This window comes from Treponema sp. Marseille-Q4132 (genome assembly GCF_014334835.1).
In the GTDB taxonomy this organism is placed as follows: Bacteria; Spirochaetota; Spirochaetia; order Treponematales; family Treponemataceae; genus Treponema_D; species Treponema_D paredis.
In genome coordinates, this window is record NZ_CP060591.1 from 1,235,310 (window position 1) to 1,248,435 (window position 13,126).

9 protein-coding genes are annotated in these 13,126 nt (G+C 50.4%); 5 read left to right on the top strand and 4 right to left on the bottom strand.

Features of this window, described 5'->3' with window-relative positions:
- Positions 1-110: 110 nt before the first annotated feature.
- The 4 genes from H9I35_RS05715 (at position 111) to H9I35_RS05730 (ending at position 6,000) form a co-directional block, all read left to right on the top strand.
- On the top strand, positions 111-1,298 hold the full coding sequence (locus tag H9I35_RS05715) for a sugar ABC transporter substrate-binding protein (protein ID WP_187420605.1): 1,188 nt from the start codon (positions 111-113) through the stop codon (positions 1,296-1,298).
- Between the two features lie 244 nt (positions 1,299-1,542).
- Positions 1,543-3,486, top strand: a complete 1,944-nt coding sequence (locus tag H9I35_RS05720; protein ID WP_252722733.1) for an ABC transporter permease subunit — start codon at positions 1,543-1,545, stop codon at positions 3,484-3,486.
- Positions 3,483-4,370, top strand: a complete 888-nt coding sequence (locus H9I35_RS05725) for a sugar ABC transporter permease (protein WP_187420606.1) — start codon at positions 3,483-3,485, stop codon at positions 4,368-4,370. Before H9I35_RS05720 ends, H9I35_RS05725 begins: the two co-directional genes overlap by 4 nt.
- 4 nt (positions 4,371-4,374) lie before the next feature.
- Positions 4,375-6,000 carry an alpha-amylase family glycosyl hydrolase gene (locus H9I35_RS05730; protein WP_187420607.1) on the top strand — a complete coding sequence of 542 codons (1,626 nt, stop codon included), beginning with the start codon at positions 4,375-4,377 and terminating at the stop codon, positions 5,998-6,000.
- 170 nt (positions 6,001-6,170) lie between these two features.
- Here the strand turns inward: H9I35_RS05730 and H9I35_RS05735 are convergent, their stop codons facing one another.
- The 4 genes from H9I35_RS05735 to H9I35_RS05750 are packed head-to-tail and all read right to left on the bottom strand — an operon-like array spanning position 6,171 to position 12,124.
- A complete protein-coding gene (locus H9I35_RS05735) occupies positions 6,171-9,044 on the bottom strand; it encodes a peptidase M16 family protein (protein WP_187420608.1) in 2,874 nt (957 codons plus the stop codon).
- Between the two features lie 57 nt (positions 9,045-9,101).
- Positions 9,102-10,439 (bottom strand): tetratricopeptide repeat protein, encoded by a 1,338-nt coding sequence (locus H9I35_RS05740; protein WP_187420609.1) that lies wholly within the window; start codon positions 10,437-10,439, stop codon positions 9,102-9,104.
- A 3-nt stretch (positions 10,440-10,442) separates the two neighbouring features.
- Positions 10,443-11,630 (bottom strand): pyridoxal phosphate-dependent aminotransferase, encoded by a 1,188-nt coding sequence (locus H9I35_RS05745; RefSeq protein WP_187420610.1) that lies wholly within the window; start codon positions 11,628-11,630, stop codon positions 10,443-10,445.
- Positions 11,630-12,124, bottom strand: a complete 495-nt coding sequence (locus H9I35_RS05750; protein WP_187420611.1) for an Lrp/AsnC family transcriptional regulator — start codon at positions 12,122-12,124, stop codon at positions 11,630-11,632. The genes H9I35_RS05745 and H9I35_RS05750 overlap by 1 nt, the downstream gene beginning before the upstream one ends.
- A gap of 158 nt (positions 12,125-12,282) precedes the next feature.
- Between H9I35_RS05750 and H9I35_RS05755 the strand changes: the two genes are divergently transcribed.
- Positions 12,283-13,125: a Cof-type HAD-IIB family hydrolase gene (locus H9I35_RS05755; RefSeq protein ID WP_252722734.1), complete on the top strand. Its 843-nt coding sequence runs from the start codon at positions 12,283-12,285 to the stop codon at positions 13,123-13,125.
- Position 13,126 lies beyond the last annotated feature (1 nt).

Genomic DNA, 13,126 nt, shown 5'->3' on the forward strand with positions numbered 1-13,126 from the left:
CGATAAAAGGCTTCCTGCAGGCGGCGTGCCGTTTTTTCAAAGCATAAAGTTGCCTCTAAAAACTGCAGTTTTAAGAGGTTTCCATTTATAAAAAATAAGTGAGGAACAGTATGAAACATAAGGGATTTTTATGCGCGCTCGCAGCGGCGGCACTGTGCACGGTTGCGGCGTCTGCGGCTCCCGCAAAGCGCATTTCGTTAAAAGTGTGGGAATCGGCCGGCCCCGAACAGGAGTTTATCGTTTGGGCTATAAAAGAATTCAGAAAAACACATAATCGAACGACGATCACGTACGAACCCGTTCAATCGACGGATGCGCGTGCAAAGATCGAATTGGACGGACCGGCGGGCGTCGGTGCCGACGTTTTTATCGCCCCTCACGACCATATCGGGGCTCTTGTAAACGGCGGACACGTCGTTGCAAATACGACGGCAGGTTACCTCGATCCGTTCATTCCGGCGGCAAAAACAGCCGCGACATATAAAGGCAAAGTCTACGGATATCCGCTCGGCATTGAAACCTACGCTCTTTTTTATAATAAAAAAATTATTAAAACGCCTCCGAAAACGTGGGAAGACGTTATCGCCTTTGCAAAGACATACAACAATAAATCGCAAAACAAATATGCACTCGTGTGGCCGGTCGGCGACGGCTATTACGAATATATGTTTATGAGCGCATTCGGCGCGCAGCTTTTCGGACCGAACGGCGACGACAGACGGCAGCACAATATCAACAGCCCTGCTGCGATAAAAGGATTGACCTATCTGCAAAATCTGCGCAAACAGATTCTCGACGTTCCGTCCGCCGATATGACGGGAGATTTTTGCAATTCTTCGTTTATCGAAGGAAAAGCGGCTATGACCATCACCGGCCCTTGGAAGATTGCGGACTTTACGAAATCCGGAGTCGACTTCGGCATCACAGCGCTTCCGGGATTTCCGGGCCAAAATAAACCGGCAACTTCTTTTTCCGGCGTACGTCTCGCATTCGTAAGTTCGTATTCCGAAAATGCTGCGGAAGCGGCCGCATTCGCCGCGTTTATTACGAGCAAAGAAGCGCTTATGAAACGTTTCGAAATCACGAAGCAAATTCCGCCGCGAACGGACATCACGACGAACGATCCGATTTCGAACGGAATTTTGGAGCAGACAAAGTATGCCGTTCCCATGCCGACGATTCCTCAAATGGGTACGTATTGGTCCGCGATGAATGCGGCTTATGCCGGCATTTGGGACGGTGACGATGTGAAAAAAGATCTCGATGCGGCGGCCGCTGCAATGGATTCCGCACGCTGAATCGGTTTTATCGTTAAAAACGGTGCGTGCCGGCGAATACGGCGGATGCAAAGAACCTTGTTTGTACACGGACTTTGCATCCGCTCCGCCGTTTATGCATGGATTCGTTTATTCCGCTTTCGATTTCACAACATATCTTCGCCGGTACGCTTTCCGTTTTATTCAAAACCGCAATTTTTGCAGTACGATTTTGCGATACAATTCCAAATTCATATTTTCTCTGTTTCAAAAGGGGATATAAAAAATGAACAATAGGGTAAACCCTGACAAAGTGAGGAAAGCTCCCGTCGCTTCGTGTTTTTTTATGGGGCTCGGACAAATTCTTTACTTAAAACAATACCTGCGCGGCATCATCCTCGCGCTCTTTGAAGTCGTCATACTTTGCTGCGTTATCTTCGGCACAAAAAGGATCATACCGAAAGATCAGAGCGCCTACGAATATATGCAGGGCGCTCCCGATACCGTCGAGATGATCGATTATCTCGAAGCGAACGACTTGCCGAACCTTGCACAGATCGTGCTTGCGCGCAAAGAAAAAATCCGCACCTATGTGCAAAACAGTGCGCGATCGTGGATCGCTTCCGTTACGCGCTATTACAAAAAGAAAGATACCGCACTCGGCGCTGCGGTGCAAAATCATTTCGACGATTTTATCCCCGGCTTTTTCTCTTCGGTCGATTGGGATGATCCCTATGCCGTCGAAGACGCAGTTTTCAATTTTGTCGATGAAGTCAATACCGCAGTCGATGATTTTCAATCTCAGCTTGCGGACAAAGCGGACGATGCCTATGCCGATGAAATCGACCGTGCCGGAGAAAAATTCATAGACCGTTACGCCGCGGCGGCCGCAAAATACGATCGTAAACTTTCCAAAGCGACGGCAAAAACCGCGCTCGCAAAAGGCGAAATGGAATTGTTCGACGAAAATTACGACGGATGCGCCGTTTGCAAACATGCGGCCGCAGCCGGACGCAGAACGCAGGGACATCGCGCGTTTTTCCGAGGCCCCATCGTTACCGCGATCGCAGGCTTGATCACGCTCGGTTCTCCGCAGGCGACGACGGTAACGAAATACGCCGACCATTCCATCTTTATGATGATAAACGGCTTGCTTTGTCTCATCGTCCTTGCGATTTTTTTCATCACGTATGCGTACAATATAAAATCGGCAAAAGAAGATGCCGAAAAAATAATAAAATTCAATAAATTTCCGACGCTTCGCGAAACGCGCAACGATATTTCGCAGCGTTCGTTTGCGGTCATCGGAATCACGCCGTGCATCATCCTCATAGCGTTTTTTACGGTCATACCGCTTTTGTTTTCGGCGTTCGTCGCGTTTACGAATTATTCTTCGCCGGATCACATTCCTCCGAACAGCCTCGTCGATTGGGTCGGTTTCAGAAATTTCGTAACGATGTTCAGTTCGCACGGAAGCAGCGGCGGACAGTGGGCGAACACTTTTTCGCGCGTTGCGCTGTGGACGCTCGTTTGGGCGGTTCTTTCGACGACTACCTGCTTTTTTACGGGATTCTTTTTTGCCGTCATCTTGCAGGACAAGCGCATAAAGATCCCGGAACTGTATCGAACGGTATTTATCCTTCCGTATGCGATCCCCCAGATGCTTTCGCTTTTTATCTGGGCAAATTTACTGAACGGAACTTTCGGGCCGATAAACCGCACGCTTATCTTTTTCAAAATCATTTCACAAGGCATACCATGGCTCTCCGATCCGATGATGGCAAAAGTGACGCTTATCCTCGTCAATATTTGGATCGGATTTCCGTACAGCATGATCCTCATCACCAGCAGTATGACCGCTATTTCAAATTCGATGTACGAAGCGGCCGTCATCGACGGCGCAAATAAGTGGGAACAGTTCAGAAGCATTACTTTCCCGCTCGTGATGTACCAGCTGAAACCGATTCTCATCATGCAGTTCGCAGGAAACATCAACAACTTCGGTGCGGTATTTTTCCTGACCGCCGGAGGACCGAACTTGCCCGATACGATTTCGACGCAGGCGGGATCAACGGATATCCTCATATCGTGGATATTTAAATTGACGATGAATACGCCGAATATGTACAACATAGCATCGGTGCTTTCTATTTTGGTCTTTATCGTACTCGTGCCCTTTGCACTGTACAATTTTATGCGGACGAAATCGTTCAAGGAAAGCGAAATATGAAACAAGACAGAACAAACAGTCATTCTCCGGTAACCGTTTTTTTAACAATCATATTGATAATCCAGCTCGTCGTCGTGCTGTATCCCATTGCATTTACGATCGGCGCGGCGTTTACAAAATCGAATTCACTTGCGGCGACATCGATCGTACCCTTCCCCCGCAATCCGTCGCTGTTCCAGTTCCGGCGCCTGCTCACGCCCGCCAATGAATTCGTTAAAGGGACGACGGACGTGCTCGGTACCAATTACGTACACTGGTATCTGAATACGCTGCAGATCGCATGTATGAATACCGTGCTCACCGTTCTTCTGTGCAGTACGGTCGGATATATTTTTTCGCGTTTTACCTTTCCGTTCCGCAAAACGGTTATGGCATCGATGATCATTCTCCAGATGTTCCCGAGTTTTATCGGAATGATTGCGACCTATGTCATCCTGTGGAAAATCAACGGCCTCAATACCTTGTGGGGACTCGTGCTCGTCTATGCCGCCGGAAGCCTGCCGTTCAATTCGTGGCTTATGAAGGGCTACTTCGATACGGTTCCGAAAGAACTCGCGGAAGCGGCATATATAGACGGCGCTTCTCCGTTTAAGGCCTTTATCCGCGTCGTTTTGCCGGCCGCAAAACCGCAGCTCGTATTCCTTGCGCTTACGAGTTTTACCGGACCGTGGATGGACTTTATCTTCCCGCGCCTCGTACTCAGAAGCGACGACAAAAAAACGCTTGCGGTCGGTCTCTATGAAATGATAAGCGGCCGCGCTGCCGATAACTTTACGATGTTCGCTGCAGGAGCGCTTCTCGTTGCGGTTCCGTTTACCGTTTTATTTATGCTCGGACAAAAAGCACTCATTCAATCGCTCGCCGGAACGGGCGGGAAGGAATAATCTCATGAAACGCGTATTACTGTTGCCGCTTGCACTCTGCGGTATGCTGCCGTTTTTTTCGTGCAGCTCTTCTCCGAAAAGCGCTGCCCGCTCGCGGCACGTTACCGAAAAATCTTCGCCTATCGTACGCTTGGCGGACAAACCGTCGGAAGGCGTATACTACAGTCTTTTCGTGCGCTCCTTTGCCGACTCGAACGGCGACGGGATCGGCGACTTTGCCGGCATTATCAAAAAACTCGATTACTTGAATGACGGTGACGATGCAACGACGGATGACCTCGGTATCACGGGTATTTGGCTTTTGCCGATTTATCCGTCGCAGTCGTATCACGGTTACGACGTCGACGATTATTATAACGTCAACCCCGATTACGGCACGATGGAAGACTTTGAAAAATTGCTCGCCGAATGCAAAAAGCGCGGTATTTCGGTGATACTCGATATGACGTGCAATCATTCGTCCGTTTACAATCAGTGGTTTATCGATTCGCGCAAACCCGCAGACAGTCACCGCACGTGGTATCGATGGATCTCACCCGACGACAGCCGCTATAATATGCGTCAGCAGATTTGGGGACACAACGTATGGAATTATTCCGACGGCTATTATTATTCGGCGATTTTTTCTCCGACTATGCCGGATTACAATCTCGACGACGGCGCTCTTCGATCGGAATTTAAAAAGGTGATGAAATTTTGGCTCGACAAGGGCGTTGACGGTTTCCGTTACGATGCCGCAAGTCATGTGTATAACAGCGCAAAGACGCTTCCCGGTACGAATTCGGTTGCAAAAGGTGTCGCGTGGTGGAAAGAAATCGTCGGTTACGACAAGAGCGTAAAGCCCGACGCGTACATAGTAGGCGAAGTATGGGAGGCGACTTCGACGCGCGCCGAATATATGGCGGGATTGGGATCGACATTTCATTTCGATATGGGAACGAAAATTATCGATGAAGTGAGAAGCGAGAGCGCTGCGAATAACAATTTCGCAAATGCGCTGCAGCGCGAATACGAACGGTATGCCGAATCGAATCCGAATTATATCGATGCGCCGTTTTTAACAAATCACGATCAAAACCGCATTGCGGGGTACCTCCGCGGAAACACGGCGCGGCTAAAACTTGCCGCGGCGATGTATATATTTGCGGAAGGCGTACCGTTTATATACTACGGAGAAGAGATCGGTATGATGGGAGCAAAGCCCGACGAACAGATCCGAACGCCGATGCTGTGGAATAAGGCGGGTAAAGACAAGCTGCAAACGACGTGGGAAACGTCGCGTTACAATAAAAATACGCTGAGCGTTGCGGAACAGAAAAAAGATCCCGATTCGCTGCTTGAATTTTACAAACGCATTATCAGAGTAAAGACGGCTCATCCCGCTTTATTCGCCGGCCGCTTTAGCGCCGTCAACACGGGGAACGAATTCGTTTCTTCGTGGGCTATGAAAAGCGAAACAGAAACGGCGTTCGTGCTGCACAATCTTTCACCGGAAAAAGTCGCCGTTCCCCTTCCCCGCGAATACCTTATGCCTGTCGTTTTTTCGACATATCCCGGCACCGTGTGCGACGACAAGGGAAACATTACGATCCCTCCTCTGTGTACGGTCGTCCTTGCAAAAAACAGGTGACGGGAAGGGGCTGCCTTTGTGAAGTTTTCAATCAACAACCCCGACGCAGCCTCGCAGCGAAACTTCAAACGGCGGCGGGGTATGTTATTCTCATAAGGTGGTTGCGGTCGGCCGGTATTCGACGCCGGTACCGATTGCAAGACTGTCCGACACGGGGGTAAAAGTGTCGTTTACCGTTTCGAATCTTTCGAATAAAGAGCGAGCGGAGCACTTTCGGAAAAATATACTTTATACACGCTCAACGCTTTTTCCTGCGAAAGCTCGTCGATGATTTCGTATGCGTCAAGGTAAGAGCGCGCATCGGCAAGCACATCGCCCTTTGCGCCCGCTTCAAGCCCTTCGTGTATAAGAAGCGCCGTTCCCCTGTTTGTCTGTGTACCCGAAAGTTTTTCGATCACCCAATTTCTCAGCAACTCTTCTTTGATTTGCGGAAACGATGTTTCGTTTTCCAATTCCGTGCCGAACGCGGAAAGTGCACTTGCATACATTTTATCGATTGAGGAAGTGCGGCGCGCATGAGAAAAAGTTATGACGGCCGCCTGCATCGCATACGTCGAAGCGTCCGCGTTCACAGCGGTATCGGCGGATATGCGGCGTGCATCTTTTTGCAGACGGGCGCACAGCGCATACAGGAACGCATTGAACACGATGCTATCGTCCGTACCCGCAGGAGGAGCAGGAAGCCAATACTGTACGGGATCCGAAAAATCGGTCGTCGGAACAAGAGTTTCGGGACGAGGGCCCGCATCTTTTGCCGCAATATCGGTAAAAAAAAGATGGCGGAGCGCGACGGAAATTTTTTTATTTTCCGGAAAAATCGGAACCGCCGTCGAAGACGTTCTTTCGATTCTCGGGTTTTGTTCGGCAAGCATACCGAGCGACGAAGCGAGAGCGTCGCGTATAACGGGAGCGTCGAATTTGCCGGTGACGATAATCGTATAACGCCCGGCATCGAGAAGCGACGGATAAGCTGCAAGGACTGCCGCATATTGCGTCCCTTCGAGAATATCCCGATTGCTGTCGAATACCGCGGTGTACGAAGTATCCGGAAAGAGAGCGGCGACGGCGCGGCTGTATAATTGATTTGCGGTGTTTCCGTCACGCAGCCTTTTTTGCGATCGCGCATTGTACACCAGTCCGTCCGCTTGAGACGGTTGAATATCGCCGTAGATGAGCGCGCGCGATATGCACGGAATAATGACGCTCATATCGTCCGCAAAGCTTTCGACCGAAATCGTTCCGCTCGTCAAATCGATTTCCGCACGAACGGAAGGAGTACCGTCGATCGTGCCGAGTTTTTTTTGCATATCGATTTCTTTTTGAATATTGTCCGCAAGCGCATAGATGAGTATGGAAAAAAATCCGGGATTTGCCGCGGAGCCCAGCTCGCCGCCGCTTACGGAAAGCATGAGAAGAGCGGTCGATGAAAAATCGTTTTGTTTGCATACGACGGGAATGCCGTTTGCAAGCGTAAACGATGAAAACGCGGCGCGGTTTTGTGCGCGGTAAAATGCCGCATCGGAAAGCTCATTTTCATTTTTATCCGCCGTTTCTTCGGCGATATCGGTTTTTTGAATGTTTTTATACAATTCCTGCGTATACCACGATCCGTTTTTTTGCGTTATCGATTCGTAGCCCGCATCGGCGAACGCTTTTGCATAACGCTTATAGACGCCGCTGTTGACGAGTACAAACACAAAGGGCGATTCTTCGGAATACGCATCTTGAAATGCCCGGACGTCAAAATTAATAATAGTATCGGTTCGTGAAAAAAGCCGTTCGATAAGCGGCACCGATTTTTCTTCCTCCGAACGGCGCACGTCCGCCGCCCACAGTTCGGAAAGAGCCGTCATCAGCGCTACGGGATTTCCGAAGAGCTCCCGATACGATGCGACAAGATTTTCTTTCGCATATATGAGTTCGTCGCTTGAAAGCGCTTTCGCGGCGTTTTCCACGCATGAAAGAAATGCCGCACTTTGTTTTACGGGAGATGCTTTCGATTTTTCAAAAAGCGCTTGAAAAACGAGGCGAGCCTTTCCGCCGCTATGAACGGCAGCCGCATCGATGTAGTCGGGCGAGCGGATACCGAGCTCTTTGTGAGACAGCACCGCCGATTTAAAAGACGATGCGCGCTCGTTAAATGCCGCACCTGCAATATCGGCTTCCGATGCGGAAAGCTCCGTATATTGTACGACAATTTGCGTCAAGTCCGAAGAAAAAAGAGGATCGCTTATGACGAACTTTTTTTGCCGCGCTTTATCGCCGCCGGATTCCGCCCCAGTCTTTTTTCCGCGCGATATGTGCTCCGCCGGAAGCGACGGCCGTGAACCGAACGTTTTTTCCGCAGCTTTAAGCATCGCGGACTTTTGCATGCCGCCGCTTATAAAGAGCGCGCTGTTGTTCGGTACGTAATACGACCGGGCAATATTCATAAGAACGGAACGGACGCCGGCAAGCGGCATTTTCATAAAGAGCGCGGGATATACGCCGCTGTTTTGCTTCCATGGTTCGGCAACGTGCATACGCGCATCCATGCTCGAATTGATAAAACCCGCCGCGCTGAGTGAATAATTCATCGATTCGTTTTTCATCGCGGAAAAGTACGTGCGGATGAGTTCGTCGTCGAAGGAAGGAGAGAACGCGCAATTTGCAAGCGCTTCGAGCGTTTTTTCAAGATCCGAAGGAGCCGCCGTCAGAGTACAGCGGACGGCATCGACCGTACAGGAAACTTTTGCAGCAGAAAGCATATCGCCGCCGCTCCGCGCCGAATCGGATGCTTGCCCCGCACGGGTAAAGAGGCGCGCATACAGAGGAAAAAAATCGGCCGTTTCGGGAGTTTGAGCGTTTGTACCCGCGCGTACCGCATATTCGATTCTTATAGGGGCCGCCGAAAAATCTTCGAGAACAAAGACGCGCATACCGTTTTCGAGCGTATATTCGGCAAAGTTCGACGGAGAAAATCCGTCGGCACCTGCAGCGGAAAAAATGCAGAACGTAAAGAGCAAAATAAAAACGGAAAAGCGGATCGATTGTCGGAACATCATAAAGTTATTGTATCATATCGTATATGCTTTCAACAGCATAGTCTCCGCCGTGTTCGATCACATAAGTTTTTTCAGCATCGAAATGAGGCGGCCTTTTTCAATCAAGTCGATGGGACGGCCTTCGGAAAATTTATGAGCGCCTTCGGTAAAGGCGCCGGCCGTAATGCAAAAGCCCTTGTCGCATTTCATATCGCGGAGCTTTGAATGAAATTCGCGCACGTACAATTCGCCGATCGCGCCGGTACTGCGGTAAAAGCGGAACAGCTCGGAATCTTCCCAGCGGGGCGTATCGACGGTACAGAGGATTTCGACAAACTCCTGCGTCACCGTAGAGTCTTCGATCTTTACCGTCGCATCGGAATAATACGAAGTGACAAAGCGGCGGCACAACGCGACGAAATCGGCCGTCGGCGACATGATATAGGTTTGCAGATTCGCGTTCGTATTGAGTTCCTGATAGCGCTGGATCAGGGCGGGCACGTCTTTATAACCCGGCACCGTATCCTGAATCTCTTTGAGGCGAATAAGCGCTTTACCGATATTCTTTTGCGCGAGATGCGCGTTCGCGAGCCGATAGCGGAGCGTCGTCTGCAGATCGAGCGGTACGTCTTCGAGCTTCAAACCGATTTCATAATCCTGCTCGGCAAGCTGATATTGATTTGCGTGTTCGTGAATCAAACCCGCCGAAAGACAGGATTGAGCGCCGTACTGCGGATGGGGGCGCAAATGCATAAACACTTTGAGCGCTTTATCGCCGTAGCCGGTTTTATCCATCGCCGTCGCTATTGCAAAAAGCGCATCTTTGTCCGCAGGGTTTTCATCGAGCACGCGGCGCAAAAAAGGAATGCTTTCACGGTAGTGCTGCGATTTAAAATACGAAAGCCCGAGCGGCTCATCAACTTCCGCCGCATCGGGATTGATGGATCTCGCTTTTCTGAGACACAGAACGGCTTTTTCGTATTCGTTTTTTTGATACATGAGCCGTCCGAGATAAAAGTTCGCATCGAAATTGTCGGGTTCGAATTTGCATGCGGCCAAAAGTCCGCGCTCGGCATCTTCGAATTTGTCGAGATGAAAAGCGGAGATGCCCTGTCGAGCCGCGGTTTTTCCCGCATCGATTTCGACATGCGTCGATATCAAATCGAAAAGGAGATTGTAGAGCGGAAACGCTTTATCCCAATTCTGCTCGTTATAATACAGATCTCCGAGCGTCGAAAGCGCCTGCACGTTGCGCGGATCGCGCGCGAGTTTTTTCGAGCATTCGCGGATGACGAGGCGTCTCGCTTTTTGTCCCCCCGTTCCGCCCCGCGCCGCTGCCGAGCGGAGCGCCAAAACGAGAGATACGACGACCGCCGCAAAAACGACTGCTGCTAAAATCGGTATGACTGCATCCATGTGTTAACGATTCGTCTCCCGCTTTTTTCGAAGCTCGGCCACCAATTCCGCAATGCGCGAAACGGCAATCTTAATTTTATTAATATCGGTCGCATAGCAGCATCTGATAAAGCCTTCGCCGCCCTTTCCGAAGCAAGTACCCGGCACGACCGCAACTTGATAATTTTCGATAAGCTGCGTTGCAAAATCGTCGCTCGACAAACCCGTCGAACGGATATCGGGGAAAAGATAAAAAGCCCCCTCGCCTTCCGTACACGGAAGACCCATATCGCAAAACGCTTTATACATGAGATTCCGCCGCTGCTCATAGCTCCGCCGCATACGCTCCACTTCGTTCCATCCGTTTTTCAAGCCTTCGATGGCCGCGTATTGACTCATGATCGGAGCGCAGATCGTCGAATACTGGTGCAGCTTACACACCTGTTTTGACAATTCCGCATTTGCGGCGAGGTAGCCGATGCGCCATCCCGTCATCGCAAAGGATTTTGAAAATCCGTTGATGATGACCGCGTAATCTTTCATACCGGGAAAACTGCCGATCGAAACGTGCTTGCGTCCGTCGTATACGAGTTCTCCGTAAATTTCATCGCTGATGCACCAAAGCTTGTGCGCTTTTACGACTTCCGCAATTTTTGCAAGTTCGTCGCTCGGAATCATACGTCCCGTCGGATTTGAAGGAGAGCACAGCATGAGCGCTTTCGTGTGTTCGGTAATCGCAGCTTCGATTTTTTCCGCCGTCGGGATAAAATTCGTTTCGCTCGTATCCAAGTGAACGAGGGTTGCGTCGCACTGTTTGGAAAGCGGCTGGTACGAAACGTAACACGGCTCGCACACGATGATTTCATCTCCGGGATTCAAAACGGAACGGAGCACCGCGTCCACCGCTTCCGAGCCGCCGATCGTCGCGATGATTTCATTTTTCGGGCTGTAGTACATGCCGTAACGCGCAAGGTAGCGCGCGATCTCTTCGCGCAATTCGAGCAGTCCCCAGTTCGACGTATACGAAGTCTGCCCTTTTTCGAGATGATAAAACGCTTCTTCGCGGAGCTGCCACGGCGTCGGAAAATCGGGTTCGCCGACACCGAGAGAAATGATATCGTCCCTGCCGATTATCAAATCGAAAAATTTGCGGATGCCCGACGGAGGAGTTGCGAGAATTTTTTTTGAAAAGCGGTCTTCGCGCGTATTCATCAGGCGGTTACTCCTTCACGTCCGTCGCGATCCTGTTCGACGTAGACGATATCGTTTTCTTTGTATGTCTTTAAAATAAAATGCGTTTTCGTCGAGCGCACCCCGTCGATCGTCGAAAGTTTGCTTGCAACGAAAAGCGCGACTTCTTTCAGCGTATCGCCTTCGATGATCACTTTGAGATCGTAGCCGCCGCTCATGAGATAGAGCGATTTTACCTGCGGGAAACGCCATATCCTGTCGGCGATCGCATCGAAGCCCCTGTCGCGTTCGGGCGTGACTTGTATTTCGATTTCGGCGTGCACGCGGTCTTTGAATTCGCCGTCCTTTTCGGGATTGACGATAGCCGCGTACTTCATGATGACGCCGCCGTCTTCGAGTTTTTTAATAACGGCGCGCACTTCGTCTTCCGTCTTTCGCGTCATCGCGGAAATGTCTTCGACGGAAAGGCGCGCATTTTCACGCAGCAAATCGAGAATCTCTTCGGCAATATCCATACCACGGCTCCTCAAAAAGTATTAAATAACTATAGCATATTTGAACGGGGCTTACAATGTGCGGGGAAAATGAACCGGTACACGCAAAGTTTTTCCATACAAAACACACGCAAAAGCGCAACATTGACACGGGCGCACTTGAACGATACCATTTGCTCATGATGCACGAAAAACTGCCGCACGGAAAACTTGCCGTCAAACTCATCGCCCTGGACTTGGACGACACGCTTTTAAATACGGAGCTGAAAATTTCTCCGCGTACGGTTTCCGCTCTGAGACGGGCCGCTTCTCAGGGCATTTTCGTCGTCATCGCTTCCGGCCGTCCCGAAAGCGCCATCCTGCCCTTTGTCAGGGAGCTTGACATTGCAGGCTTTCAAGCGGGGCGCTACATCCTCGCGCTCAACGGAGCGGTTATTTTCGACCTGCACGAAAGGCGGACGATTTTTTCTAAAAAAGTTTCAGGCGATGTACTTGAGAAGATTTTTTTAGAAGCGCACGATCGCGGACTGAGCGCGGAAATATACGACGGATCGATTATCTGCGTTTCGGAAGAAACGAAGTGGTCGCGTACCGACGCGGATCTTTCCGGACTGACGCTCAAAGTCGTCCGCGATTTTCCGTCGCTCGTCAAAAACGGTTATGCGAAAATGATCCTTTCGGCGGATCCGAAAGACGTCGATTCCTTTATCCCCGTACTGCGTGAAAAGTTTTCCGGCGCGGCAGATTTTTTTATCAGCAAACCTTTTTTTCTCGAAGTGATGCCTCCCGGCTGCGGCAAAGGCGAAGCGATCGCTTTTCTTTCGGATATGCTCGGCATAGATCGGAGCGAAACGATGGCGTTCGGCGACAGCATGAACGACGAATCCATGATTCGCATGTCCGGACACGGGGTTGCCATGTCGAACGGCTTAAGCGCAATCCGGGATGCAGCCGCGTACGTAACGCGGAAAACGAACGACGAAGACGGCATCGCGGACTTTCTCGAAGCGTTCGTACTGTAGC

Coding starts and splice junctions, on each gene's coding strand:
- H9I35_RS05740 (WP_187420609.1), bottom strand. CDS start 10,439: ATGGATGCAGTCATACCGATTTTAGCAGCAGTCGTTTTTGCGGCGGTC.
- H9I35_RS05745 (WP_187420610.1), bottom strand. CDS start 11,630: ATGAATACGCGCGAAGACCGCTTTTCAAAAAAAATTCTCGCAACTCCT.
- H9I35_RS05755 (WP_252722734.1), top strand. CDS start 12,283: ATGATGCACGAAAAACTGCCGCACGGAAAACTTGCCGTCAAACTCATC.
- H9I35_RS05750 (WP_187420611.1), bottom strand. CDS start 12,124: ATGGATATTGCCGAAGAGATTCTCGATTTGCTGCGTGAAAATGCGCGC.
- H9I35_RS05715 (WP_187420605.1), top strand. CDS start 111: ATGAAACATAAGGGATTTTTATGCGCGCTCGCAGCGGCGGCACTGTGC.
- H9I35_RS05725 (WP_187420606.1), top strand. CDS start 3,483: ATGAAACAAGACAGAACAAACAGTCATTCTCCGGTAACCGTTTTTTTA.
- H9I35_RS05730 (WP_187420607.1), top strand. CDS start 4,375: ATGAAACGCGTATTACTGTTGCCGCTTGCACTCTGCGGTATGCTGCCG.
- H9I35_RS05720 (WP_252722733.1), top strand. CDS start 1,543: ATGAACAATAGGGTAAACCCTGACAAAGTGAGGAAAGCTCCCGTCGCT.
- H9I35_RS05735 (WP_187420608.1), bottom strand. CDS start 9,044: ATGATGTTCCGACAATCGATCCGCTTTTCCGTTTTTATTTTGCTCTTT.